Here is a 24,544-nt window from a genome sequence, read left to right as displayed (position 1 = left end):
TGACTGGTATCTGGGCTTGCATGAAGAATGAAACGCCGTTTGATAGTGCGCTTTTGTTCAGCGATGAGCATTTTAAGGCTTGACGCTAAACGGAGTATCTACGGGGGCGGTGTTTGAGTAAAGAGTAGGGTTGTCCATGGTGGGCGGTGCCCACCCTACGGAACTAAGTGGCATAGGACTGAGGGCCGGGGGCCGGGTTGGCCTCTCCGGGGATGTGCGCAGCATGGATGCTGCGGTCAAGCCCCCATGGACGGGTTCACGGCGACCCCGGCGAGGCTAACCCGGCCCCCGGCCCGGACCCTGCCACTGAAGGGGTAAACAGGCCGAACCGAAGCCACAGGACAAAAAGTTTCCCCGGGTTTCCTATTGGAAACAAGCGTCACTTAGTGCATCATCGGGCCACGATGTCGTCTACGCTGGTAGGCGACCACCGATTTGGTATCGATGAACAACAACAGGTGACCCCATGACGGCGACACAGGACAAACTGAACACCACCCCGCTGACCCAACTGCACATCGAACTCGGCGCCCGCATGGTCCCCTTCGCCGGCTACAACATGCCCGTCCAGTTCCCGTTGGGCGTCAAACAGGAACACCTGCACACCCGGGCCGCCGCCGGCCTGTTCGACGTCTCCCACATGGGCCAACTGCGTCTCGCCGGCCCGAACACCGCGGCCGCCCTCGAAAAACTCGTCCCGGTCGACATCATCGACCTGCCCGAAGGCAAGCAACGCTACGCCCTGCTGACCAACGAGCAAGGCGGCATCCTCGACGACCTCATGGTCACCCATTATGGCGACTGGTACTACCTCGTCGTCAACGCCGCCTGCAAGGAAGAAGACGTCGCCCACCTGCGCAAGCACCTGCCGGACAACCTCACCCTGGAGGAACTCGACGACCGCGCGCTGGTCGCACTGCAGGGGCCGAAAGCGGCCGATGTACTGGCCCGCTTGCAACCGGCGGTTCAAGACATGGTATTCATGGACAATCGGCAACTGGAGATCGACGGTGCCGCCTGTTTCGTCTCCCGCAGCGGCTACACCGGCGAGGACGGATTCGAGATCTCCATCCCGGCCGGTGACGCCGAACGCATCGTCCGCACATTGCTGGACTTCGAAGACGTCGAATCCATCGGCCTCGGCGCGCGCGACTCGCTGCGCCTGGAAGCCGGCCTGTGTCTCTACGGCCACGACATCGACACCACCACGACGCCGCTCGAAGCCAGCCTGATCTGGGCCATCTCCAAGCCGCGTCGCGCCGACGGCGAACGACCGGGCGGTTTCCTGGGTGATTCGGTGATTCTCGACCAGATCGCGAACAGGAACTGGACCCGCAAGCGTGTCGGCCTCAAAGGCGAAGGCCGCGCTCCGGTACGCGAAGGTACCGAACTGTTCAACGAAGCCGGCGACAAAATCGGCGTTGTCACCAGCGGCACCTTCGGCCCGAGCGCCGGTTTCCCGGTGGCCATGGGCTATGTCGAAACCGAATACAGCCCACTGGACACCCAGGTCTTCGCCGAAGTGCGCGGCAAGCGTCTGCCGATGACCGTCAGCAAGATGCCCTTCGTCGCGCAGCGTTATCACCGCGGTTGAGGCCAATGTCATGATCATCGAACCCTGGAACGACATCACCCCGACGATCGACGCCTCGGCGTTCGTGGCCACCGGCGCGGCCGTGGTCGGCGATGTCACTCTGGGTCCGGACAGCAGCGTCTGGTACGGCAGCGTCCTGCGCGGCGATGATCACTGGATACGGGTGGGAGCGGGCAGCAATATCCAGGATGGCACCGTGATCCACGTCTCGCTCGATACCCACCCGACCCGCATCGGCGATCGGGTGACCGTCGGTCATGGAGCCCGTCTGCACGGCTGCACCATCGGCGATGAGAGCCTGGTCGGCATCGGGGCCATCGTGTTGGACGGGGCGGAACTGGAACCGGGGTCGATGCTCGCGGCGGGCGCCATGCTGACACCGGGCAAACGGGTTCCCTCCGGCGAGCTCTGGGCCGGTTCACCGGCGCGCAAGCTGCGTGACCTGACCCAGGCGGATCTCGATTTCATCCGCTGGGATGCCGAACACTACATCAAGCTGGCCCGCCGTTACCGGAACCGCTGACGGCCAGCGCCCCTACCAATGCAGCCTTGTGCCCGGCAGGCGGTTACCCTCGGCATCGGCCACAATAGGGCAGTTCACCACCATGTCGGTGGCTGAGATGGTAATCCAGCCCTGACGTTCAGCCTCGAACAGCGCGCTTTCCGAGGTCAGCTCTCTTTGCTGTTCGGGCTCATTCCACGTCACTTCATACAGCAGCCAGAGCGGGCTGTAGGGGCGGTTCGTGCTGTCGGCGCCGATGGGGTCGGGCGCGGAGGGTACCACGCTCGCTTGCTCCCCATTCGGGAATGCGTAAATGCGCTCCAGCACCGTTTTCAGTTCCGGGGGTTTGGGGCGCGGTGGCAGGCTGTCGCGCAGTCGGGGCGCATAGTTGACGCCTTTGTCGACAGCCGCGCTGCGCGGCCAGGCATCGGTACTGATGTAGTACAGCTTGCGGCCCTCATACCAGGCCGGTATCAACGGCAGGGTGATGGCGGGCGTACTCACATCGGTCGGTTGGGACAGGCCGGCGCAACCGGTCAGCACTAACACGGCCAGACAGCCACTCAGCCATCGATCAAACATGGTGGTTCATCCCCATTCCTCAGGTGTATGCCGCTTCAGACTAGCAGACGTCTCCTGCGTTTCGCTCAATGTCGTTGCTGCCAGTGTTTCTGCACTTCCAGAAAGGTCATGGTGGCGGACCAGGTGATCAGACCGAAGCCCACCAGACCTTCGGTGCCGTATACGAAACGGATCGGGCCGACCGGAATCAGATCGCCGTATCCCAGAGTCGTGTAGGTGATGGCCGACATGTAGATGTAGTCGAGCATACCGAGCGGATAGGGCCCGGTCAGATTGCCGGCCTGCGGGAAGTGAGACAACCACCAGGCGAAGCTGCCGAACAGCCAGATCTGAATCACGTGGATCACCAGCAAACTGAAGAACAGGACCAGAATGCGATAACGCTGCGAACGCCGGGTCCGATCCAGGTGGCGGCTGAGTACAAAAAAGGATTCGTAGTGCAGCAATACGGAGAAGATGACCAGCACGATGGTGGTGCCGGCCACCAGTAAATGAGCCGTGTCCAGGTTCATGTGATCGATCCGGAAGAGTCGTTAATCCCGGCAGTGTATCAGGTCCGAACCCCGGTCAGCGAAAGCGGACCTCCCTGAAGCGTGCGTTCGGGGTCAGTACTTCCAATTGCTTGAGCCGGTGCAGCTCGATGTCCCGATGTTCAGAGCCGATGTCGAGACGAAGCCACTCGCGGGACCCGGATTCGGTCAGCGTGGTTCGGGCGACCCCTTCCACGGGCGCCTGGTCGGTCAGGATCAGCCTTACCCGATAGTGGAACAGACAGGCGATCTCCAGGTAGTCGTGGAGATCGCAGTCCAGAATGAAGGGGTCGGCGTCGGGCATGATCAATCGAACTGGATGTCGCCCGAGGCGATCAGATTGTCGTAAGCCTGCTGTAACTGGGTCAGTACCCGGGGATCCGTTTCCTTGTTCATGGCCAGGTAGAGTTCCAGAGTTCTCAGGCGAAAGGCTTCCTCAACCTCGTAACCGGCTTCTTCGGCCAGCTTGTAGCCGTTTATGTCCGAGGTGATCCAGACATCGATCAAGTCCTGGTGCAGGCGCTGGGCATTAAGCGATTCGTTCGGCAGGGTCGATACGTTGAACCCTTCGTTTTGCAGAAAACTGGTGGCGGCATCGCCTTCGTAACCGCCGATGCGCAGATCGCGGATATCCTCGATCGACTGGATGTTCAGGGTATGGCCCGGTTTGGCCATCAGGATCCAGTTATATTGTCCAACCGGGCCGATCCAGTTAAACAGGTCTTCTCGCAATTCCGTCCGGGCGGTGGAATAAACGCCGTAATTCGGGCGCTCCAGAGCCCGTTCATAAGAAACCGACCAGGTGCGTAATCGAAGCCGATACTCGATGCCGGCCTCGGCGAACATCATTTTGACGATTTCGGTGGCGCTGCCGCCGATATCGTCGCGGAAATGGGCGTAATTACCGCCATCTAGGGTGTAATTGAAGGTGCCGTAATTCTCGGTATAAAGATAAACCTTGGGCAGATCCTCGGCGTGGGCCAGTGTGGCGGCGAACAATAGGGGCAGGGCAACCAGCAGACAGCGGCTCAGTCTGGCTCTCATTGGGGAGTAACCTCTTATTATCGGGGCTTTTGGATAAGACACTCCTTGAAATCCGGTACGACTCCTACCGTAACTTTAGGTTACTTTTTCACCCTTGTCATGAGGTCAACCCTCATTTAGGAGGATTTCATACACCCCGTGACTTTGGAGCGCCACGGGGGTGATCAATCACGGCTTTTTCAGCCGGGTGTTACAAGGCTTTGGCGATGGCCGTAGCCAGCCGGGCGTTGTTGAAGACCAATTGGATGTTGGCGGCCAGGCTGTCGCCACCGGTCAGTTCGGCGACCCGTGACAACAGGAAGGGGGTGGACGCCTTGCCGTGAATCTCCTGCTCTTCGGCTTCGCGCAACGCCTGCTCAATGGCGTTGTCGATGGCCGACTTGTCCATCGCGTATTCGTTAGGAATCGGGTTGGCGATGACAACGCCCCCGTTCAGACCCATGTGCCACTTGGCGTTCAGGAAGGCGGCGATATCGGTATCGCTGTCCATCCTGTAATCGACCGTCTCATCCGAGTCACGTGTGTAGAAGGCGGGCAACGTGTCGGTCCGGTAGCCGAGTACCGGCACGCCCTGGGTTTCCAGGTATTCCCGCGTCAGGCCCAGATCCAGGATGGATTTGGCGCCGGCGCAGACCACGGCCACCGAGGTGTGGGCCAGTTCCTGCAGATCGGCGGAGATGTCGAAGGTCTGCTGGGCGCCCCGGTGTACACCGCCGATGCCGCCGGTGGCGAACACCCGGATGCCGGCCATTTCGGCGATGATCATGGTCGCGGCCACGGTGGTGGCGCCGTGCTGGCCGCGGGCGACCACATAGGGCAGGTCGCGGCGCGAGCACTTGGCGACGTCCTGACCGGCCTTGGCCAGTGTTTCGATCTCCGCCTCGCTCAAACCGGCCTTGAGTCGACCTTCGAGAATGGCGATGGTCGCCGGGACGGCGCCGGCATCGCGGATGATCTGCTCAACCTGGCGGGCCATGTCGAAATTGTCCGGCCAGGGCATGCCGTGTGAAATAATGGTGCTTTCCAGGGCGACGACCGGACGATTGTCGGCCAGCGCCTCGGCGACCTCGGGGTGAATGTCGAGATAGGGAGTCATCGTTGTGCGATCCATTCCAGTACCTGGGGTTCGGTGAGTTGGGGGTGATTGGCCCGGTCGGATTCCAGCGTCATGCCGGCGCAGCCGAGGGCGAAGGCGGCCTGGTCGTCCAGAGTGCGGTCGGTCAACTGGCCGTGAATGAGCCCGGCCAGCAGTGCATCGCCCGCACCGGTATCGCTGCGGACATCGGCCCGGTACACCGGTCGCTGGCATTGCTCTTCCAGTCCGGCCAGCAGCAGGCCTTCCTCGCCGAGACTCAGCGCCAGTGTTTCCAGGCCGAACGCCAGCAAGCGGTCGACCAGAGTCGCTCGGTCAGCCTCCGGTTCGTTCAGTATGGCGGCCGCCTCGTTTTGATTGACCTTGAGGCCGGTGAGGTGCTGCAACAAGGGCGTCAGTCGCGGCGCTTTGGCGGTGGAGACCGCATCGGCGTACAGCCGGCCGCGCAACGGCAGATCGGCGAGCCAGGCCAGGGTCGGCTGCGGCACGTTCGCTTCCACAACCACGGTCGTGGCCGAGACCAGCAACGATTGCAGTGGCCCAAGCCGCTCCGGCGTCAGGTCATCGATGATGCCCATATCGGCGATGGCGCCGATCAGTTGACCGCGTTCATCGTTCATCGCCAGATACGAGCTGGTGGGCCGATCGGCATGGCGCAGCAGCCCTTCCGTGCGGATTCCGGCCGCCTGGATGCGGTCGCGCAACCAATCGCCGTTGGCATCGTGGCCCAGCAAGGTCACCAGCGTGACATCGTGTCCCAGCCGAGCCAGGTTTTCGGCGATGTTCCGGCCCACGCCGCCGGCGCTCTGAGTCAAATGACCCGGGTTGGAATCACCCGGACGAAACCGGTCAGCCGAGGTACCGGTCAGGTCCACATTGGCGCCGCCGATGACGACGATGCGATCCTGTTCCGGCAGCAAATAGCCCTTGCCCAGAATCTTGCCCTGTCGCGTGAGCCGCATGATGTGCCCGGCGACGGACTCCCGGCTCAGGCCGAGTTCGTCGGCCAGTTGTTGCTGAGTGGCCAGCGGGTTGCGGCGGATGGCCGCGAGCAGGCGTTGTTCGTTGGTGGACATAACAAGTGTTTCATTGATAACAAGTGTTAATTGTGGCCGAAAACCACCGGAAATACAACTGGAGAATGCTGGCGTCTCGCCGCCGAGGGTACTAGTAGGTTGGATTAGGACCGAAGGGACGTAATCCAACAATTCAGGTTATGTCGATCTGGGGGCAAAACGGGATGTTGGATTACGCTCTTCGAGCTAATCCAACCTACCTGACTGTCGTAGGGTGCGCACCGCGCACCAAGGAAAGACGCGCCAGTCGCGGTTCGGACCATTGGCACAAAAACCAACCCAGGCACCAACTGAAGTGGCAAAAACAATACCTTGGGAAACAGAAACCAATACGGCGGGACGCCGATTCTCGGGAAAGGAATATAAAATGGTGCGGACGGAGAGACTCGAACTCTCACACCTTGCGGCACCAGAACCTAAATCTGGCGTGTCTACCAATTCCACCACGTCCGCGAAGATCGGGGAGCGGGCGCTCCCCAAGTCGGGCCGGGATAGTAATGAATTCACCCGGCCGGTGCAAGCACGCTTTTGGAGGCTCCTTTACTGTCGCGCCAATCGCCGCTGCTCGAACCACTCGATGGCCTCGGACAGCGGCCGGGGCTTGGCGTAGACAAAGCCCTGGATGCTGTAGCAACCCAGCCCGGCGACCGCATTCAGCTCTTCCTCGGTCTCCACTCCTTCAGCCACGACCTCGATCGATAACGACTGGCACAGATCGATGACCGCCTTGACCACGGCCATTTGCTTATCGTATCGCGGCAGATCGTGGATAAAGCTGCGGTCCAGCTTGATCACCTGGAACGGCAGGTCCGGCAGACGGGAGAGATTGGCGTAGCCGGAACCGAAATCGTCCAGCGCCAGGGTGATGCCGAGGCTGGACAGGCGTTCCAACTGGTCACGGAAACCACCGTTGGCTTCGGGCAAATGGTGTTCGGTGATCTCGATCTCGAGATACTGCAAGGTATCCGGTTTACGGTCGTACCAGGCCTTCAGGTAGCGCAGGGTGTCGTCGTTGATGCTCTGCACGCTGAGGTTAACGCCGATCATCATCGGATGGGCGCCCTCGTTCAACTGACGGGCGATCAACATCAGCGTCTGTTCCAGCACCCAGCGGTCCAGTTCGCGCACCGAACCGTTGTGCTCGGCCAGTTCCATAAAGTGACCGGGGTAGATCAGGTCGCCCTGGTCGGCTTTTAGCCGGACCAGAGACTCCAGCGCCTGGATCTCACCGGTTCGGCAATCGATCCGCGGCTGCAGGTGAATTTCCAGATCCTGCTGTTCGAGCGCACGCTTCAGGGTCTGAGCCTTGTTCAGGCGCCGCTGGGCCTGGTCTTCATAATCGGTGTGGTACCAATGAATCTGGTTGCGGCCGCGTTTTTTGGCGTTGAACAGGGCGACGCCGGCATTCTGGTGCAACTCGCTGGGGCTGTGCCCATGGTGCGGGGCTTTGGCGGCGCCAATGGAGACCGTAAAGCTGTAACTGCTGTCGCCAATCGCGAACGGCTGCTTCAACTGATTGTGCAGGTCTTCCAGCCGTTCGGGACGGTCATCCTCGGCCGGGTTCGGGTGGGCGTACCAGAACAACACAAACTCGTCCGCGCCGGTGCGGGCCAGGAAATCCTCCTCGGCGCTGAGGTGCTCGACCCGTTTGGCGAGCTGGCCGAGCAACTGGTCGCCGGCGTCATTGCCCATGGAGTCGTTTAAAACCTTGAAATGGTCGATGTCGATGTGCAGGCACCAGAGATCGTCCTCATAAGCGGTGTCATCGTCCATGAAGCGGCGCAGACCTTGCTGGTTAGAGAATTCGGTGACCGGGTCGACCCATTGACCGGCGCGCAACTCTTCATCGACGGCTTTATAAGCGGTGATGTCGATGGCGAAGCCGAGTACACCGACCGGGTTGCGGTCCTCACCGACCAACGGGTGGCGCTCGATGCGGTACCAGCGCGGTTCCTGTCCGGTGATGTCCATTTTCAGTTCAAGCACTTGCCGCTTGAGCGTTTTCAGCGCCTGTTCGTCGGCGGCCATGAAGGCTTCGGACAGGGTGGGGTTGAGCACATCGGCGTCGGTCTCACCCTTGGGGCTTTTGCCATCACACCATTGTGTCTGCAGGGCATCGTTGACGACCAGATAGCGCCCGAACCGATCCTTGAGCCAGGTGGGGAAGGGCAGGTTCTGGAACAGGCTCTGCAACAGGACGTGTTCGTCACGCAGCTGTTTGCTGGTGTCGAGCATGTCCTTGGCTTGAATCAGGGCGTTTTGCAGGTGTTTCTGGTCGTTCTGGGCGATGGAAAGCGCGACGGAGGCGTAAACGCGGATGGTGGCGATGATCATCGCGAAGCTGGCGAACAGGGCGAGCGTGCCGAAGACACCGCCCGAGGGGCCGAGCCCGAGGGTGAACAGCCAGATGCCGAGCGCCATGAAGAGGCCGGCTCCGAAGCCGAGGCCAACGAGGATGCCCAGTTTTTTAGCCAGTGGGCGTTTTTGGCCGCCGGGGATGTTTACACCCGACTGATCTGACCTAGCGTTCATAACATCCTCGACTTCAATACCAAAGGACTTCGGTTGGGTTGAGTGCCTTAAACCCGTGACCTGGGCCGGGCGCGCTCTTCCGGGGACCGCCGTGAACCCTTCCATGGGGGCTTAACTTCGCCATCCATGGCTCAGATGTCCCCTCCAGAGCACCCCCGGCCCAGGTCACTAGGCATTCGTGGTTACTCCGACATTCACCACGGTGCCCCAGTTTAAATTTTTTTGACTCAAGGCTCTGAGTTCACTGATGGCTAGCGCCGGATGCCGGGTTGACCTATTCGGGGATGTCGACAGCCATGGATGGCTGTCGCCAAGCCCCCATGGATGGGTTCACGGCGACCCCGAATAGGTCAACCCGGCAGCCGGTGCGGGTTTGTCCGCCGAACTCAGCGTCATTGAATCCGCTTGTATTTCATCCGTTTGGGGCCTTCGTTGCCGGTGCGCTTACGGTAGTCGGCATCGTACTCGGTGAAGTTGCCTTCGAAGAATACCGCCTTGGAGTCACCCTCGAAGGCGAGGATGTGGGTCGCGACCCGGTCGAGGAACCAGCGATCGTGCGAGATGACGATGGCGCTGCCGGGGAAGGCGAGTAGGGCTTCTTCCAGGGCGCGCAGGGTTTCGACGTCGAGGTCGTTGGTCGGTTCGTCGAGCAAGAGGACGTTGCCGCCTTCTTTGAGCAATTTGGCCAGGTTGAGACGGTTGCGTTCACCGCCGGACAGTTGCTTGACGTACTTCTGCTGGCTGTTGCCCTTGAAGTTGAAGCGACCGATGTAGGCGCGCGAGGGAATTTCGTAGCCGCCCACGGAGATGATGTCCTGGCCGTCGGAGACTTCTTCCCAGACGGTGTTGTCGCCGTCGAGTTCGCGCATCTGACCGACGTAGGCGAGTTTCACGGTTTCGCCGACGCGGATGTTGCCCTGGTCCGGCTGTTCCTGGCCCGCGATCATTTTGAACAGGGTGGACTTACCGGCACCGTTGCCGCCGATGACACCGACGATGGCGCCCGGGGGGACGGTGAAGTTGAGGTCGTCGTAGAGCAGGTTGTCGTCGTACGATTTCGCGACACCGTCGGCTTCGATGACGATGTCACCCAGGCGCGGGCCAGGTGGAATGTAGATTTCGTTGGTTTCGTTGCGGGTCTGGAATTCGCGCGAGTTCATTTCTTCGAACTGGCGCAGACGGGCCTTGGATTTGGCCTGACGACCCTTGGCGTTCTGACGGACCCACTCTAGCTCGGACTTGATGGCTTTTTCGTGCGACGCCTGTTGCTTGGATTCCATTTCGAGGCGTTTTTCTTTCTGCTCCAGCCATTGGCTGTAGTTGCCTTCGAAGGGGATGCCATGGCCGCGGTCGAGTTCGAGGATCCAGCCGGCGACGTTATCGAGGAAGTAACGATCGTGCGTAATGGCGACGACGGTGCCGGTGAATTCGTGCAGGAAGCGTTCGAGCCAGGCGACGGATTCGGCGTCGAGGTGGTTGGTCGGTTCGTCGAGCAGCAGCATGTCGGGGTTGGACAGCAGCAGCCGGCACAGGGCGACGCGGCGACGCTCACCACCGGACAGTTGCTTGACCGGGGCTTCCCAGGGCGGCAGACGCAGGGCGTCGGCGGCCTGCTCGAGTTTGTTCTCGAGGTTGTGACCATCGGAGGTGGCGAGGATGTTTTCGAGCTTCTGTTGTTCGGTGGCGAGCTTGTCGAAGTCGGCGTCAGGCTCGGCGTAGGCGGCGTAGATTTCTTCCAGCCGGGCTTGGGCTTCGTGGATGTGCGCCAGGGCTTCCTCGACGGTTTCGCGGACGGTCTTGGAGTCGTCCAGTTCCGGTTCCTGCGGCAGGTAGCCGATGTTCAGGTCGGGCTGCGGACGGGCTTCGCCGATGTACTCTTTGTCCACGCCGGCCATGATGCGCAGAAGTGTGGATTTACCGGCGCCGTTCAGGCCGAGCACGCCGATTTTGGCGCCCGGGAAGAACGACAGGGAGATGTCTTTGAGGATTTCCTGTTTCGGCGGAACGATCTTGCCGACACGGTTCATCGTGAATACGTATTGAGCCACCTGAGCACCTTTAGCAATGAATGACAATGGAGGGTGGAAAGGGAGCGACCGCTGTTCGGTGAGGTATGCGGTTCCCGAGGGCTGAATTTTTAGGGGTCATAGGGTATTGAATTGGCCGGCTTTTGGAAAGTGCCGGGGCTCAAAACAGTGGGAATGGCGGCCGCATTATGTACAATACGCCCTCCTCGGAAACCCCCGGAATGACTGAGCCAAAGCTGTCTGATGATTCAGGATTTGGAGCTTGTTGATGACTAGCGCCGGATGCCGGGTAGACCTATCCGGGGATGTCGACAGCCAGGATGGCTGTCGTCAAGCCCCCATGGATGGGTTCACGGCGACCCCGGATAGGTCTACCCGGCAGCCGGTGCGGGTTCTGCCACTTCAACGAACTCCGAATCAGCGTGACGAGTCAGCTTTGGTCAGCCATTTCTATTTAAGTGAGCGGGAGACAGCCATGTTCGACACCAAAGATACCATCGCCGATTTCGATGCCGACGTCTGGAACGCCATGGAAGATGAGCGTAAACGTCAGGAAGAACACATTGAACTGATCGCGTCGGAGAACTATACCTCGCCGCGCGTCATGCAGGCGCAGGGCTCCCAACTGACCAATAAATACGCCGAAGGCTATCCCGGCAAGCGTTATTACGGTGGCTGTGAATACGTCGATGTGGTCGAGAATCTGGCTATTGAGCGTGCCAAGGAACTGTTTGGTGCCGGTTACGCCAACGTCCAGCCGCATTCGGGCTCCCAGGCCAATGCCGCTGTCTTCATGGCGCTCTGCGAGCCGGGCGACACTGTTCTGGGCATGAGCCTGGCTCACGGTGGTCACCTGACCCATGGCGCTTCCGTCTCTTTTTCCGGCCGTATCTATAACGCTGTCCAATATGGCCTGAACCCCGAGACTGGCGAAATCGACTACGAGCAGGTCGAGCAATTGGCGCGCGAACACAAGCCGAAGATGATCATTGCCGGCTTCTCCGCTTACTCTCAGATCATCGACTGGGCCCGGTTCCGCAAGATCGCCGACGAAGTGGGCGCTTACCTGCTGGTCGACATGGCGCACGTCGCCGGCTTGATCGCCGCCGGTGTCTACCCGAGCCCGGTGCCGTATGCCGATGTCGTTACCACCACGACTCACAAGACCCTGCGTGGCCCGCGCGGCGGCCTGATCCTCGCTCGCGAGGACGAGGAGTTGAACAAGAAGCTCAACTTTTCCGTCTTCCCGGAAAGCCAGGGCGGCCCGCTGATGCACGTCATCGCCGCCAAGGCGATCTGCTTCAAGGAAGCCATGTCCGACGACTTCAAGGCCTACCAGCAGCAGGTCGTCAAGAATGCCAAGGCCATGGTCGACGTCTTTCTCGAGCGCGACATCAACATCGTCTCCGGCGGTACCGAAGACCACCTCTTCCTGGTCGACCTGATCGGCAAGGAATACACCGGTAAAGACGCCGACGCCGCCCTGGGTCGCGCCAATATCACCGTCAACAAGAACGCTGTGCCCAACGACCCGCGCTCCCCGTTCGTCACCTCCGGTCTGCGCATTGGCACCCCCGCCATCACCAGCCGTGGGTTTAAGGAAGGTGAAGCGGCTGAGCTTGCCGGCTGGATTTGTGATGTCCTGGACGGTCTGGAAAGTGGGAATGCCGACGCCGTGATCGACGAGGTGAAAGGCAAGGTTCTGGACGTCTGCAAGCGGTTGCCGGTCTATCAATAAGCTAGATTGCGAATCGGTCGGTTGAAAAATAACAGCCGGCCCGTAGACTGACACCACTCAAAGGGAGGCTTTAAGCCTCCCTTTTTTATGTGAATTAGACCTGAGGAGCGGAGCCTTGATGTACCGAGTGTTTGCCCACCTGATGGTTTTATCGAGTGTATTGCTTGCCGGCTGTGATGCCCTGGATCGATTATCCAAAGTCGAAGTCACTGCGACCAGTGAAACGGAGGTCGAAGGAAGCATAGCCGGTCAGACTTTGGGGGTGTTCGATTTCGGCGGTGATTTTGTATCGTTCGATATTACCCAGACTTCGGCATTCGAGAACAACAATATAGGCCGCAATAATATCGGTGAGTCGTACGTAACCCGGTTTTATTTGGAAGTGATCAGCGAAGAGAGTGATGATTTAGCGTTCATTGATGGAATGGAAGTCTATTTTGATGATGACGATAAACATGATGATCCAGACAGTGACTCGGGACTTGTAGAAGCACAGGTTGCGTTTATTGAGTCGGGGGAAGAACCCGAGAAAGGGCAGCGCACGCTAAGCCTAACCCTTACTGATCAAAATATTGGCCAATTTTTGCGCGAGAAGGATCTGTATGTGCATGTTGATGCAAGCGGAAATCCGCCTAGCGACGATGTTACGATTCGCGCCGAGATGGATATTCTGGTGAATGTGGAGTGGTAGGCGAGAGTGCTGGATTACGCTCTTCGGGCTACCGAAGCGTCGGCCGATCCAACCTACCTGACAGGTTGGATATGGAAGCGTGGAATTGGGTGAGCGACGGATGAACCGAGCCTTGTAGGGTGGGCACCGCCCACCATGGAAGGATATTGCGTCTCCGGAAAATGCGATTTATTTGGAATTGGGCCGGTCGGAAGGGGAGTGGTGATTCATTCTTCCATGGTGGGCGATGCCCACCCTACGAGTTACACAAGCATGTGTATGGGATACCACTGAACCGAGTGCCCGAGGCCAGTTTTGCTTCGGAGGGGATATCTGAGGCAGGACTGGAGCGCCAGCCCGGACCGAAGTTAAGCGCCCATGGATGGGTTTAAAGCGGTCCCCGGAGAAGCATACCCGGCCTTGGGCACGGACCGATGGCACCGTAGAAAGGACAACCAAGCCACAGGCATGGTCCCAAGGCACTGAACCAACCCCGACCACCCCTTCCAGAATCGCGCCTCTACCCCTGTTCCAACCAACGGAATCGTGCACAATGCCTCGCTTCACTTGGGAGGCATGATCATGGGCACACTCAGTTTCGCAAACGTCACGCTAAGAGCGCACCTCGCCCTGCTGCTCGCCATGTTCATCTGGGGCAGCTCCTTCATCGCACTGAAAATCGCCGTCAACGACCTCGCCCCCATGATCGTCGTCTTTATGCGCATGTCCATCGGCGCACTTGCCTTCCTCGTCGTATGGCCCTGGCTGCGGCACGGCTTCAACTACCAGACCGGCGACTGGAAATACCTGCTCGGCATGGCCCTGTTCGAACCCTGCCTTTACTTCATTTTCGAAGCCAAGGCCCTGCAATACACCAGTGCCGGCCAGGCCGGCATGATCACCGCCATGTTGCCCTTGCTGACCGCCATCGCCGCCTTCTTCATCCTGCGCGAACGCTCCCACTGGCGCCAATGGCTCGGCTTCGCCGTTGCCGTCGCCGGCGTCGTCTGGATGACCGTCACCGGCGAAGACGACGACCAAGCCCCCAACGCCGCTCTCGGCAACTTCCTCGAACTGCTCGCCATGTGCAGCGCCGTCGGCTATACGCTCATGGTCAAGCATCTCACCCGACGGTATTCGGCTTTCTTCCTGACCGCATTGCAAAGCTTCGTCGGCTCCGTGTTCTTCCTGCCGCTGGCACTGGCCTCCGATTGGCCCGAGACCATCTCCACACACACCGCCGGTTTGCTGGTCTACCTCGGCCTGGTGGTCACTCTGGGTGCCTATGGGTTGTATAACTATTCGCTGACCTATCTCAAGGCCACTGTCGCGGCTGGATACACCAACCTGCTGCCCGCTTTTACCCTGTTGTTCTCCATGGCCTTGCTGGGCGAGCGGTTGACCTGGGGGCAGTGGATCGCGATCGGGATGGTGTTTATCGGGGTTTATTTGAGTCAGGAGCGGAGACGTAAGCGCAAGGATGAGCTTTCTTCGCCCGAGGCGCCGCCGCCGGTTACGGGGTAGGGGGGTTGTGGCGATTGTCATGTTGGGTGGTTTGGGTGGGCTTCGCCCACTCGGCAGATGTCGCCTTAGGCTCTTCTGCCCTACTCGTGAGGCAAGTGATTGCTAACGTGGTTCAGGAACGAGCGTTGGAGGTCCGGGGGTACTCACGCAGGGGACTCCACAGCAGGGATGCTGTGGTCTAGGCTCCATGGACGGATTCACGCCGACCCGGAGTGAGTATCCCCGGACCTCCAACGCGGACCACCGCCACCGATGGTAGATAGGCCACTGTACAATCGGCTGGACATTATCCACAGCCACCAATACCGAACCTGCCATTGCCGAATCCGGGCTTCTGAGTCAGTTTGATGACACACAAAAAGCTCAGGAGATCGCACCTCGTGCAACCCTATTCCGTTCTTGATCTGTTCAAGGTCGGGCTCGGCCCCTCATCGTCCCACACCCTCGGCCCCATGCGTGCCGCCGAGCGGTTCATCCAGCACCTGAACGAGAAACACCTGCTGGACCAGGTACACCAACTGCGGGCCGACCTCTACGGATCCCTGGCGTTGACCGGCGTCGGTCACGGCACCGACAAAGCCGTGGTGCTGGGCTTTTGCGGACTCGACCCCGCCACCGTCGATCCCGAAGTCGCCGACCAGACCTTCCTCAAGGTCAAGACCGAAGAACAGCTGCCCTTGCCGGGCGGACCGGAGCTGCGCTTCTCCATGGCCGAGAGCGTTCGTTTCTTCAGGGACATCTTTCTGCCCGAACACCCGAACGGCATGCGGTTCACCGCCGAGGACGAACACGGCATCGCCCTGCTCAGCGAAACCTGGTACTCCGTGGGCGGTGGCGCCATCGCCAATGAACTGGCCAAGAACTCGGCCCAGCGGGACCTGTTGGCGGAATTCCCGGACAAACGACCCTTCCCCTATTTCAATGCCGATGAACTGCTCGAGCAGGCGCAAGCCCATGACCGGTCCATCGCCGACATCACCCTGGCCAACGAAATCGGCCTGGGAACGTCCGAAGCCGATGTCCAGGCCTGGTGTGTCCACATCATCGATGCCATGTTCGCCTGCCTCGACCGGGGCATGCGTCTGGAAGGGCCACTGCCGGGCGGCATTCAGGTTCAACGTCGGGCGTCGCGCATGGCGCAGTCGCTGGAAAAACAAGCCCAGGACGATCAACTCAGTGTGATCGATTGGGTCAGTGTCTACGCGCTGGCCGTAAACGAGGAAAACGCGGCGGGTGGTCGGGTAGTGACGGCACCGACCAACGGGTCGGCCGGTGTTATCCCGGCCGTGCTCGCCTACATCCGCAATCACCTGCCCAAACTGGGCGAGACCGCCGAGCGGGATTTTCTGCTCACTTCGGCGGCCATCGGCTGGTTGTATAAGCGCAATGCATCCATCTCAGCCGCCGAAATGGGCTGCCAGGGTGAAATCGGCGTCGCCAGTTCCATGGCCGCGGCCGGTCTGGCCGCTGTACTGGGCGGGTCCGCGGCCCAGGCCGAACACGCCGCCGAGATCGCCATGGAGCACCATCTGGGCATGACCTGCGACCCCATCGCCGGCCTGGTGCAGATTCCCTGCATCGAACGCAACGCTTTCGGCGCGGTCAAGGCAATCCAGGCCGCCCGCATCGCGTTGCGCGAACCGGGGGACCATCGGGTGTCGCTGGATGAAGTAATCGAGACCATGCGTCAGACCGGGGAGGACATGGCTTCCAAATACAAAGAGACCGCCCAGGGCGGTCTCGCGGTCAACGTCGTGGTGTGCTGAGAGCGAACAGCGTTGCGGCGGAAGCCTTCATCATTCCTGGGTGAAGGCGAAACCGCTCGGTTTGGCGAAGCAGAACTCGGCCGGCGCTTCATTACCGTTCGTATTGTTCCCCGAAGTCAGATCGACACCATCGTCCAATCCCGCCTTCACTTCTTCGAGCATGGCGACAAAGGTGGCCAGGTTCTGGTACTCCTCGGAACTCTCGGAAATGGTCGAGCTGCCCAGGTGGCTGGGGTTGACCGCCCATTCCGGCAGAGTCAGGTCGTCTTCGGTGCTTTCGATCCGGTTGTTGACGTGATTGATGAAGTTTTGGCGCCGGTCTTCCAGATCATTGATCGGTAGTTCGAGTTGCCCCGCCGGATCACCGGTACGGTGACATTCGGCGCACACTTCCAGGGTATCGTCGACGTAGTCGGCATAATAATCGAAGGTGGTCGGGCAGCCCGGCAGGGTAAAGCTGAGGTCATCAAAGCGGAAGGTGACCTTGCCGAGTGGTCCTTCGGATTCGCCTTCGAAGACAATGCTGTACTGCCCGGGGGTCGTCGCGACCAGGCGATTGTCTTCCGCCGGGTCATCCGGGTTCTGCTCGTAGACCAGCAGCAGGTCGCTCGAAGCGCCGAGAGGATCCAGCGTCTCCCGCTCTTTAGTCCCGCGTATGAATCCCCAACTGAAGCCATAGTCGACCCGTTCGTAGGTCTCGGTCGCATCCAGAGTGATGCGGGCCTCGTAGATCTCCTCACCGTCGCTGTCGTCGGTGTCGACGAATTCAACACTGTAGCTTGGCGCCTCGACCGGGTCGAAGGTGTCCTTGGTGTCCCAGGGGTCCCAATAGCTGTCGCCATAGCGACTGTTGGATTCGGGGCCGCAGCCGGCCAGCAGGGCGGCGGCGAGTGTCAATAAGGGGAGTGACGACAGACGTACAGCGCGAAACATCGTTATAATCCTGTTCAACTTCAATTCAGGCACGGTCGGTCATTGTATGCTGTACTGGCCCTGAAACGGTGATCCGGTTCTAGCTTTTGAACATTCATGCAAAAAAATCGTAAACGACAGAGGTGATTATGACGAAAACGACCTTGACGATGGCGTTGTGTTTGGCGCTGGCGGGTGGGAAAGCCCTCGCCGAGGGTGACCCGGCCGCTGGTAAATCCAAAGCCGCGACCTGTGCGGGTTGCCACGGTTCAGACGGTGTCTCAATGACGCCCATTTATCCCAATCTGGCGGGCCAGAAGGAGCAGTATCTGATCAGCGCCCTGAAGGCTTACAAGAGCCAGGAACGCAAGGGCGGCAACGCCGCTGTGATGTGGGGGCTGGCCGCCGGTTTATCCGAACAGGACATCGAAGACCTGGCCGCCTATTACGCCAGCCTCGAACCGGGCTCCTGAAAACGATTCCGGCGGAGCGCACCGGTCGCTCCGCCGGAGAGCCCGATGTGAATCATCGGTGAAACCCGCACTGCTCAAGGCTTTGCCGGGTTCATCCACATTTTCTGTGGATAACTTTGTGCATAGACTCTTTATAGAGCGGTCGAATCGGCATGACTATCCTGTTACAACAATCTGGTTAAAAATTGATCACCACTAAAAAGTCTAATCAAAACAATGGTTTATAGGTGTTTTCAGGTCAAATAATAGCCAGCCTGCCGTCCGCTTGACCCCCGTTGGAGGTATTCGCGGCCAGTGTGAATAAACACCTCCGGAAAACCCCGATGGTTGTCGGCTTCGTTAAAAGTCAATCCTTATGTGGCGGTGAATTTGTCGCCAACGACGGGCATTCCAAGTACACTCACGGCGTTCCATCGCCCACTGTGTTCTGTTCGAGTCCATTCCGTTATGCATTGCCCATTCTGTAAAGCACAAGACACCAAGGTCATCGATTCCCGTTTGGTCGCCGAAGGGGAGCAGGTGCGCCGCCGTCGGGAATGCAACCTGTGCGGCGAACGCTTCACCACCTATGAAAGCGCCGAACTGGTGATGCCCCGCATCGTCAAGCAAAACGGCAACCGCGAGACGTTTGACGAACGGAAGCTGCGGGCCGGCTTGCAGCGGGCTCTGGAGAAACGCCCGGTCAGTGTCGAAGAAGTGGAAGCGGCGGTGGCCCGCATCAAACAGGCTCTGCGCGCCAGCGGCGAACGTGAGTTGCCGTCGCGCCGTGTCGGTGAGGCGGTGATGAACGAATTGCGCGAACTCGACCAGGTGGCTTATGTACGTTTCGCCTCCGTCTATCGCAGTTTCCAGGATCTGAGCGAGTTCCGCAGCGAAATCGATCGCCTGGAAAGCAAGAAATCATCGGACAACGACCCCTCTTGAATTCGGCGCCACTGAAGAGACCCGACGTGACCGACTACCAGAACGACGCCTATTGGATGGCCAAAGCCCTCAGACTGGCCGAAAAAGGGCTCAATACAACGTCACCTAACCCCCGGGTCGGGTGTGTGATCGTCCGGGACGGACGCCTGGTGGGCGAGGGGTATCACGAGCGGGCGGGCACGCCCCACGCCGAGGTTCATGCCCTGGCCAAGGCCGGTGACGCCGCACGCGGTGCCACCGCCTATGTAACGCTTGAGCCCTGCAGTCACCATGGCCGAACGCCGCCGTGCGCCGAAGCGTTGATCGAAGCCGGCGTCGGTCGGGTGGTCGCCGCCATCGAAGACCCCAACCCCCAGGTCGGCGGGCGCGGGCTTGCCCTGCTGGAAGAGGCCGGCATCGCCACTCGCGCCGGTGTCCTCGCCGAAGATGCCGAGACGTTGAATCGCGGCTTTCTCAAGCGCATGCGCACCGGTCACCCCTGGCTGACGCTCAAGATGGCCAGCAGCCTGGACGGGGCCACGGCCCTGGCCAGTGGGGAAAGCCAATGGATCACCGGACCCGAAGCGCGCCAGGATGTCCAGCTGGGCAGGGCGCGCAGCTGCGCGATTCTGACCGGCGTCGGCACCGTCCTGACCGATGATCCGTCACTGAATGTGCGGCTGCCCGACGTGACTCGCCAGCCCGACCGTATCGTTCTCGATACCCGGTTGAGAACGTCGGCCGAGGCGCGTCTGTTCAAGTCGAACGGCCGTGTGCGCATCCTGCATGGCCCGCAGGCCGATGCCGATTCGGCGGCCCGTCTGGGGCAGGTCGGTGCCGATCTGACCCAGCTGCCGCTGGAGTCGACCACCGGCCAGCTCGACCTGCGTGCATTGATGGACTGGCTGGGCGAGCAGGGATACAACGAAATCTGGGTCGAAGCCGGGGCCATCCTGGCCGGCAGCTTGCTTAAAACCGGCCTTATCGACGAGCTTTTGTTGTACCAGGCCCCCAAGTTGCTCGGCGCCAATGTCCGGCCCTTGCTCGATTGGTCCATTCCGTCACTGGCGCAGGCCGTTCAACTGGTGCCGGTGGATACCCGACAGATCGGCGCGGACTTGCGCTGGCGACTGCGACCAGTGACGGTTTCCGACACCGCTTGAAAAACCGGCACCAACATCCGACTTAGGGGCAGGTTTCAGTGCGCATCCCGTGTACAATACGCTCCCTGCCCAACCCATGATCCAAGCAGTGAGGCCGCCTGTGGCACTAGACAGCATCGAAGACATCATTGAAGACATCCGGCAGGGCAAGCCGGTTGTGCTGATGGACGACGAAGACCGCGAGAACGAAGGCGACCTGATCGTCGCCGCCGAGAAGATCACCCCCGAGATCGTCAACTTCATGGCCTCCAAGGCGCGCGGGCTGATCTGCCTGACGCTGACCGGCGAGCGCTGCGACTACCTCGGCCTCGAGTCCATGGTCAAAAAAGACAACGGCTCGGCCTTCGGTACCCCGTTCACCGTCTCCATCGAAGCGGCCGAAGGCGTCACCACGGGTATTTCGGCGGCCGATCGGGCTCGCACCATCCGCGTTGCGGTCGATCCGGACAGCAAACCTGAGGACATCGTCCAGCCGGGACACATCTTCCCGCTGCGTGCCCAGCCGGGCGGCGTACTGAGCCGGGCCGGCCACACCGAGGCCGGCTGTGACCTGGCACGTATGGCCGGTATGATTCCGGCCGCCGCCATCGTCGAGATCATGAAGGAAGACGGCACCATGGCCCGCCGTCCGGACCTGGAAGTCTTCGCCAAAGAACACGGGTTGCGCATCGGCACCATCGCCGATCTGATTCACTACCGCATTCTGAACGAGCGCACCATCGAACGGATCGATCATCGCCCGCTGAACACCCAGGCCGGTGAATTCGACGTTCACGTTTACCGCGACAGCCTGGTCGGTGGCACCCATATGGCGCTCACGCTGGGCGGGCCGTTCAAGCCGGACGAGCCGACCCTGGTGCGTGTCCATGTGGCACAGACCCTGCGTGACCTGCTCGGGGTGCATCCGCCCAAGGGCCACGGCTGGACCCTGGCCGCCGCCATGCAGCGGGTGGCGAAGGAAGGCGCCGGTGTGGTGGTGTTGCTCGACGTGCAGCAGGCGCCGGACGTCATGACCGAAATGGCGCTCTACCACAGCGACGAGCGGGGCCGGAAGCGCAACCCGAACGTCGACAAGTACGGAACCTATACCACTATCGGCACCGGTTCCCAGATTCTGCGCGAGCTCGGCATCGGTCAGATGCGTCTGATGAGCTCACCCATCAAGTTCGGTGGTATTTCCGGCTTCGATCTGGAAGTCACCGAATACATCAACGCCGAGAGCGATTGAAGGAAACACCATGTCTGCAAACATCAAAACCCTGGAAGGCGATTTCTCGCCCAACGCCGCACGCTACGCCGTCGTCGTGGGCCGCTGGAACAGCTTCGTCGTCGAGAGCCTGCTGGAAGGCGCGCTGGATTCGCTCAAGCGCCACGGCATCAAGGACGACCAGATCACCATCGTGCGCGCCCCCGGCGCCTACGAACTGCCGCTGGTCTGCCAGAAGCTGGCCGCGACCGATAATTACGACGCCGTTGTCGCCCTGGGCGCGGTGATCCGCGGCGGCACGCCGCATTTCGATTATGTGGCGGGCGAAGCCGCCGGCGGCCTCAACTCGGTGGCGCTGACCGCGAATATCCCGGTCGTGTTCGGCGTGCTCACCGTCGATTCCATCGAGCAGGCGATCGAGCGTGCCGGCACCAAAGCCGGCAACAAAGGGGCCGAGGCAGCGCTGGTGGCGCTGGAAATGGTCAACCTCTTCAAGCAGATCGAGGCATAAGGCATGAGTCAACGACCTTCCATGGCGGCCCGCCGCAAGGCCCGTCGCCTGGCGCTGCAGGCGCTGTACCAATGGCAGGTGTCGTCCTCGCCGGTCAACCAGATCGAGGCCGAGTTCATCGCCGACCACGACATGACCAAGGTCGATGGGGAGTATTTCTCCGAAGTACTGCGCGGTGTGCCGACCTCCCTGACGGAATTGGACAAACAGATCGAACGGTTTACCGACCGGCCCACGGCCGAGATGACCCCGATCGAACTGGCCATTCTGCGCATGGGGGCTTACGAGTTCATGCATCGCGTCGACGTGCCGTTCAAGGTGATCATCAACGAAGGCGTGGAACTGTCCAAGGTATTCGGTGCCAGCGAAGGCCATCGGTACGTCAACGGCGTGCTCGATAAACTGGCCCAGGCCCTGCGTGCGCCTGAAGTCAATGCCGGGCGCCAGCCGAAGAGTTAATGGAACAACCGATTGTTGGCTACCATAAGGACGAGGAAGACCATTGGGTGGCGGAATTGGCGTGTCGGCACAAACAGCATGTGCGACACCAGCCACCCTGGTTCAACCGGCCCTGGGTGACCACGCCCGAAGGCCGGGACTCGATGCTCGGTTTTAAATTGAATTGCAAAAAATGCGATCAGGGCGCACTGCCGGACCTGTAGCGCGACGATCACGCAGTGTGAGCTCCGTCACGAAGCGCGAGTCGACCCGCGGCAGCGCTTTACCCCTTCCCGAAACCCCCTTATAGTCCGAAGCTTTCCGCAGTATCGGCCAGTGGCCGGTGACTATTCCACATTCGTGTAAGGAGACAGCGTGTGACGATCCTGCCCCGATTCTCTCAGGGACGTGAAGCTTTCCGTTCAAACCACTCTAGAACCCTGGCCCTTGCGGCTGGTCTCGCCGGCGCGGCGATCCTGTCCGGCTGTGCCGGCCCTTCACTCAAAAACGGCCCGTCCAGCGCGTCTGAAGCCGCGGTGGGTAGCCCCTTGATGGGCGAATTGACGGCCACCAGCCCGGCGAACCTGAACGACGGGACCCGTTATTCCGCGCATCGCTTGTGTGGCGAAGCCGACACTGGCTTGACCCGGTACTGGTTCGAAGCTCCGTTCGATGCCCGCCTGAGCCTGTTCGACGACCAGGGTCGCCTGTTGGCCCTGGCCGACCAGGAAGGCCGGGGCGAGCGAGGCCCTGTTCTGATTGGTCCGGACGCCGGTGAGTGCCGACTGCTGGTGGTAAACGGTCAGGATCGTCGCGCCTACGGCCCCTACCGATTGGATGTACTGCCGGCGCCGCAGGCTATCGGTGAAACTCTGACGCTTGGCCGTTCCGTTCAGGGGCGTATGGGGGCTGACCAGGCCCAGGCCAACTTCGCATTCCACGTCGATCATCCGGTCGAGCTGGATCTTGTTTTGCTGGATGCCAGCCGTTCGCTGGGATTGACCATTCGCGGCGAAGGGTTTCTGGACCAGGCACAACGCTGCGGTGAGAGTGAATTGCGAATGACCACCTATCTGCAGCCGGGTGACTACAGCCTGGACCTGCTCGCCGGAGAACGAGGAGCCATGCCGGAATCGGCTGGCGAATGCGGTCAGGCGTTAGTCGACGACGGGCGCTTCTTCCTGCTGAGCACCCAGACCAAGCAACTGCCGGAAGGCATGCGCAACGGTGGCCCGTTGAACGACGGCGACGACATCACCGGCATTCGCCGCGAGCGCGACAACGAATACCGCCTGGTGATCGAGCAGCCTGCTGAAGTGACGCTCAGTCTGTCCTCGCAGGATTTCGATACCATTCTGGCCGTCGAAGGTAATGGCGTACAAATGGAGAACGACGACACCGAGGCTGACACGAACTCTCAACTGAACACCCTGCTGCTGCCCGGCGAATACCGCGTGTTGGTGCAAAGCTATGAGGACTACGGCGACGAACCGGGTGGCGAATACCGGCTGACCGCCGATATCCGTCCATTCGAAGGGGAACTGCAGAATCAGGGTACGGTCGAACCCGGCACCACGGTGCGCGGCCTGCAGTCCGGCGACATCAATCGTTATTCCCTGACCGTCACTGAGACCTCCGAAATCAACATCGCCGTCGACTCCGACAGTTTCGACAGCTTCGTCGAACTGACCGGCCAGGGTGTCAGCCAGAGCAACGATGACGGCGGCGGTGGCTACAACGCCTTGCTGCAAACCGTGCTGGAGCCCGGCACCTACGAGATCGGCGTCAGCAGCTATTCCGGAAATGGCCTGTTCACACTGAGCGTGGAACAACAGCCGTTGAGCGGCCGCATGATGAACAGCGGCACCCTTCAGGTCGGTGATCGCGTTTACGGCACCATGTCCGACGGCCAACCGTTGGTGTACGACCTCGAAGTCGATAACCCGGGTCGAGTCCAGGTGTTCGCCCGCTCCGGCGCCGTGGACACGATGTTGCACGTCAGTGGTCAGGGTGTGGCGCTGACCGATGACGACAGCGGCGGCAATACCGATGCCATGGTGGATGACTACCTGGAAGCCGGAACCTATCGGGTGGAGGTATCCAGTTATGACAGCTATGGTTCGGGTGTGATTGTGATCGAAGTCACAGATTTGAACTAAGGTTGTACAAATCGACTGATTGCTACCTGCATGTGGTGGCTATTTAATTCTTGCCAGGCTGCGAAAAATGAATGACTATTTTCGCAGCCAATCAGCCTTT

23 protein-coding genes and 1 tRNA gene are annotated in these 24,544 nt (G+C 60.4%); 14 read left to right on the top strand and 10 right to left on the bottom strand.

Annotated features, from left to right (window positions below; genetic code table 11):
* Positions 1 to 466: 466 nt before the first annotated feature.
* Entirely contained in the window at positions 467 to 1,594 is a 1,128-nt protein-coding gene (gcvT, locus tag IE111_RS12430) for a glycine cleavage system aminomethyltransferase GcvT (RefSeq protein ID WP_189609066.1), read from the top strand.
* A 10-nt stretch (positions 1,595 to 1,604) separates the two neighbouring features.
* Complete coding sequence (locus IE111_RS12425; protein WP_189609064.1) at positions 1,605 to 2,117, top strand: gamma carbonic anhydrase family protein; 513 nt, start codon at positions 1,605 to 1,607, stop codon at positions 2,115 to 2,117.
* A gap of 12 nt (positions 2,118 to 2,129) precedes the next feature.
* Here the strand turns inward: IE111_RS12425 and IE111_RS12420 are convergent, their stop codons facing one another.
* The 9 genes from IE111_RS12420 to ettA form a co-directional block, all read right to left on the bottom strand.
* On the bottom strand, positions 2,130 to 2,678 hold the full coding sequence (locus tag IE111_RS12420) for a DUF7482 domain-containing protein (RefSeq protein WP_189609062.1): 549 nt from the start codon (positions 2,676 to 2,678) through the stop codon (positions 2,130 to 2,132).
* A gap of 65 nt (positions 2,679 to 2,743) precedes the next feature.
* Positions 2,744 to 3,190 carry an ion channel gene (locus IE111_RS12415; protein WP_229805340.1) on the bottom strand — a complete coding sequence of 149 codons (447 nt, stop codon included), beginning with the start codon at positions 3,188 to 3,190 and terminating at the stop codon, positions 2,744 to 2,746.
* A 55-nt stretch (positions 3,191 to 3,245) separates the two neighbouring features.
* Entirely contained in the window at positions 3,246 to 3,512 is a 267-nt protein-coding gene (locus IE111_RS12410; RefSeq protein WP_189609060.1) for a Rho-binding antiterminator, read from the bottom strand.
* A 2-nt stretch (positions 3,513 to 3,514) separates the two neighbouring features.
* Positions 3,515 to 4,252, bottom strand: coding sequence for a substrate-binding periplasmic protein (locus IE111_RS12405; protein WP_189609058.1), 738 nt, complete (start codon positions 4,250 to 4,252; stop codon positions 3,515 to 3,517).
* Positions 4,253 to 4,442: 190 nt separating this feature from the next.
* A complete protein-coding gene (locus IE111_RS12400) occupies positions 4,443 to 5,348 on the bottom strand; it encodes a pseudouridine-5'-phosphate glycosidase (protein ID WP_189609056.1) in 906 nt (301 codons plus the stop codon).
* Positions 5,345 to 6,421 carry a carbohydrate kinase gene (locus tag IE111_RS12395; protein WP_189609054.1) on the bottom strand — a complete coding sequence of 359 codons (1,077 nt, stop codon included), beginning with the start codon at positions 6,419 to 6,421 and terminating at the stop codon, positions 5,345 to 5,347. Before IE111_RS12395 ends, IE111_RS12400 begins: the two co-directional genes overlap by 4 nt.
* Positions 6,422 to 6,789: 368 nt before the next feature.
* Positions 6,790 to 6,874: transfer RNA gene (locus tag IE111_RS12390), tRNA-Leu, on the bottom strand.
* Between the two features lie 87 nt (positions 6,875 to 6,961).
* Complete coding sequence (locus IE111_RS12385; protein WP_189609052.1) at positions 6,962 to 8,953, bottom strand: putative bifunctional diguanylate cyclase/phosphodiesterase; 1,992 nt, start codon at positions 8,951 to 8,953, stop codon at positions 6,962 to 6,964.
* Positions 8,954 to 9,345: 392 nt separating this feature from the next.
* Positions 9,346 to 11,001, bottom strand: a complete 1,656-nt coding sequence (gene ettA / locus IE111_RS12380; protein ID WP_189609050.1) for an energy-dependent translational throttle protein EttA — start codon at positions 10,999 to 11,001, stop codon at positions 9,346 to 9,348.
* A 454-nt stretch (positions 11,002 to 11,455) separates the two neighbouring features.
* On the opposite strand from ettA, the gene glyA reads away from it, so the two are divergent.
* The 4 genes from glyA to IE111_RS12360 all read left to right on the top strand — a co-directional run bounded on the left by glyA (position 11,456) and on the right by IE111_RS12360 (position 16,678).
* Complete coding sequence (gene glyA, locus IE111_RS12375; protein ID WP_189609049.1) at positions 11,456 to 12,718, top strand: serine hydroxymethyltransferase; 1,263 nt, start codon at positions 11,456 to 11,458, stop codon at positions 12,716 to 12,718.
* 118 nt (positions 12,719 to 12,836) lie between these two features.
* Complete coding sequence (locus IE111_RS12370; RefSeq protein WP_189609047.1) at positions 12,837 to 13,409, top strand: hypothetical protein; 573 nt, start codon at positions 12,837 to 12,839, stop codon at positions 13,407 to 13,409.
* A 561-nt stretch (positions 13,410 to 13,970) separates the two neighbouring features.
* Positions 13,971 to 14,912 carry a DMT family transporter gene (locus tag IE111_RS12365; protein WP_189609045.1) on the top strand — a complete coding sequence of 314 codons (942 nt, stop codon included), beginning with the start codon at positions 13,971 to 13,973 and terminating at the stop codon, positions 14,910 to 14,912.
* A gap of 380 nt (positions 14,913 to 15,292) precedes the next feature.
* Complete coding sequence (locus IE111_RS12360; protein WP_229805339.1) at positions 15,293 to 16,678, top strand: L-serine ammonia-lyase; 1,386 nt, start codon at positions 15,293 to 15,295, stop codon at positions 16,676 to 16,678.
* A 30-nt stretch (positions 16,679 to 16,708) separates the two neighbouring features.
* Here the strand turns inward: IE111_RS12360 and IE111_RS12355 are convergent, their stop codons facing one another.
* Positions 16,709 to 17,611 carry a hypothetical protein gene (locus IE111_RS12355; RefSeq protein WP_189609041.1) on the bottom strand — a complete coding sequence of 301 codons (903 nt, stop codon included), beginning with the start codon at positions 17,609 to 17,611 and terminating at the stop codon, positions 16,709 to 16,711.
* A 128-nt stretch (positions 17,612 to 17,739) separates the two neighbouring features.
* Between IE111_RS12355 and IE111_RS12350 the strand changes: the two genes are divergently transcribed.
* The 8 genes from IE111_RS12350 (at position 17,740) to IE111_RS12315 (ending at position 24,444) form a co-directional block, all read left to right on the top strand.
* Positions 17,740 to 18,063 carry a c-type cytochrome gene (locus IE111_RS12350; protein ID WP_189609039.1) on the top strand — a complete coding sequence of 108 codons (324 nt, stop codon included), beginning with the start codon at positions 17,740 to 17,742 and terminating at the stop codon, positions 18,061 to 18,063.
* A 447-nt stretch (positions 18,064 to 18,510) separates the two neighbouring features.
* The gene (gene nrdR / locus IE111_RS12345; protein ID WP_189609037.1) at positions 18,511 to 18,987 is read left to right on the top strand and encodes a transcriptional regulator NrdR; all 477 of its coding nucleotides are present in this window, start codon (positions 18,511 to 18,513) and stop codon (positions 18,985 to 18,987) included.
* A 26-nt stretch (positions 18,988 to 19,013) separates the two neighbouring features.
* Positions 19,014 to 20,129 carry a bifunctional diaminohydroxyphosphoribosylaminopyrimidine deaminase/5-amino-6-(5-phosphoribosylamino)uracil reductase RibD gene (ribD, locus tag IE111_RS12340; protein ID WP_229805338.1) on the top strand — a complete coding sequence of 372 codons (1,116 nt, stop codon included), beginning with the start codon at positions 19,014 to 19,016 and terminating at the stop codon, positions 20,127 to 20,129.
* Between the two features lie 100 nt (positions 20,130 to 20,229).
* Entirely contained in the window at positions 20,230 to 21,357 is a 1,128-nt protein-coding gene (gene ribBA / locus IE111_RS12335; protein WP_189609034.1) for a bifunctional 3,4-dihydroxy-2-butanone-4-phosphate synthase/GTP cyclohydrolase II, read from the top strand.
* 10 nt (positions 21,358 to 21,367) lie between these two features.
* Positions 21,368 to 21,847 carry a 6,7-dimethyl-8-ribityllumazine synthase gene (ribH, locus tag IE111_RS12330; protein WP_189609032.1) on the top strand — a complete coding sequence of 160 codons (480 nt, stop codon included), beginning with the start codon at positions 21,368 to 21,370 and terminating at the stop codon, positions 21,845 to 21,847.
* Positions 21,848 to 21,850: 3 nt separating this feature from the next.
* A complete protein-coding gene (nusB, locus tag IE111_RS12325) occupies positions 21,851 to 22,306 on the top strand; it encodes a transcription antitermination factor NusB (RefSeq protein WP_189609030.1) in 456 nt (151 codons plus the stop codon).
* Positions 22,306 to 22,509 carry a DUF3565 domain-containing protein gene (locus IE111_RS12320; RefSeq protein WP_189609029.1) on the top strand — a complete coding sequence of 68 codons (204 nt, stop codon included), beginning with the start codon at positions 22,306 to 22,308 and terminating at the stop codon, positions 22,507 to 22,509. Before nusB ends, IE111_RS12320 begins: the two co-directional genes overlap by 1 nt.
* Positions 22,510 to 22,662: 153 nt before the next feature.
* A complete protein-coding gene (locus IE111_RS12315; protein ID WP_189609027.1) occupies positions 22,663 to 24,444 on the top strand; it encodes a PPC domain-containing protein in 1,782 nt (593 codons plus the stop codon).
* The last annotated feature ends 100 nt before the right edge of the window (positions 24,445 to 24,544 follow it).

The sequence above is a fragment of the Saccharospirillum salsuginis genome (genome assembly GCF_014651855.1).
In the GTDB taxonomy this organism is placed as follows: Bacteria; Pseudomonadota; Gammaproteobacteria; order Pseudomonadales; family Natronospirillaceae; genus Saccharospirillum; species Saccharospirillum salsuginis.
This window is presented reverse-complemented; position numbering and strand designations above follow the sequence as displayed.

Coding starts and splice junctions, on each gene's coding strand:
- gcvT (WP_189609066.1), top strand. CDS start 467: ATGACGGCGACACAGGACAAACTGAACACCACCCCGCTGACCCAACTG.
- IE111_RS12425 (WP_189609064.1), top strand. CDS start 1,605: ATGATCATCGAACCCTGGAACGACATCACCCCGACGATCGACGCCTCG.
- IE111_RS12420 (WP_189609062.1), bottom strand. CDS start 2,678: ATGTTTGATCGATGGCTGAGTGGCTGTCTGGCCGTGTTAGTGCTGACC.
- IE111_RS12415 (WP_229805340.1), bottom strand. CDS start 3,190: ATGAACCTGGACACGGCTCATTTACTGGTGGCCGGCACCACCATCGTG.
- IE111_RS12410 (WP_189609060.1), bottom strand. CDS start 3,512: ATGCCCGACGCCGACCCCTTCATTCTGGACTGCGATCTCCACGACTAC.
- IE111_RS12405 (WP_189609058.1), bottom strand. CDS start 4,252: ATGAGAGCCAGACTGAGCCGCTGTCTGCTGGTTGCCCTGCCCCTATTG.
- IE111_RS12400 (WP_189609056.1), bottom strand. CDS start 5,348: ATGACTCCCTATCTCGACATTCACCCCGAGGTCGCCGAGGCGCTGGCC.
- IE111_RS12395 (WP_189609054.1), bottom strand. CDS start 6,421: ATGTCCACCAACGAACAACGCCTGCTCGCGGCCATCCGCCGCAACCCG.
- IE111_RS12385 (WP_189609052.1), bottom strand. CDS start 8,953: ATGAACGCTAGGTCAGATCAGTCGGGTGTAAACATCCCCGGCGGCCAA.
- glyA (WP_189609049.1), top strand. CDS start 11,456: ATGTTCGACACCAAAGATACCATCGCCGATTTCGATGCCGACGTCTGG.
- IE111_RS12370 (WP_189609047.1), top strand. CDS start 12,837: ATGTACCGAGTGTTTGCCCACCTGATGGTTTTATCGAGTGTATTGCTT.
- IE111_RS12365 (WP_189609045.1), top strand. CDS start 13,971: ATGGGCACACTCAGTTTCGCAAACGTCACGCTAAGAGCGCACCTCGCC.
- IE111_RS12355 (WP_189609041.1), bottom strand. CDS start 17,611: ATGTTTCGCGCTGTACGTCTGTCGTCACTCCCCTTATTGACACTCGCC.
- IE111_RS12350 (WP_189609039.1), top strand. CDS start 17,740: ATGACGAAAACGACCTTGACGATGGCGTTGTGTTTGGCGCTGGCGGGT.
- nrdR (WP_189609037.1), top strand. CDS start 18,511: ATGCATTGCCCATTCTGTAAAGCACAAGACACCAAGGTCATCGATTCC.
- ribH (WP_189609032.1), top strand. CDS start 21,368: ATGTCTGCAAACATCAAAACCCTGGAAGGCGATTTCTCGCCCAACGCC.
- nusB (WP_189609030.1), top strand. CDS start 21,851: ATGAGTCAACGACCTTCCATGGCGGCCCGCCGCAAGGCCCGTCGCCTG.
- IE111_RS12320 (WP_189609029.1), top strand. CDS start 22,306: ATGGAACAACCGATTGTTGGCTACCATAAGGACGAGGAAGACCATTGG.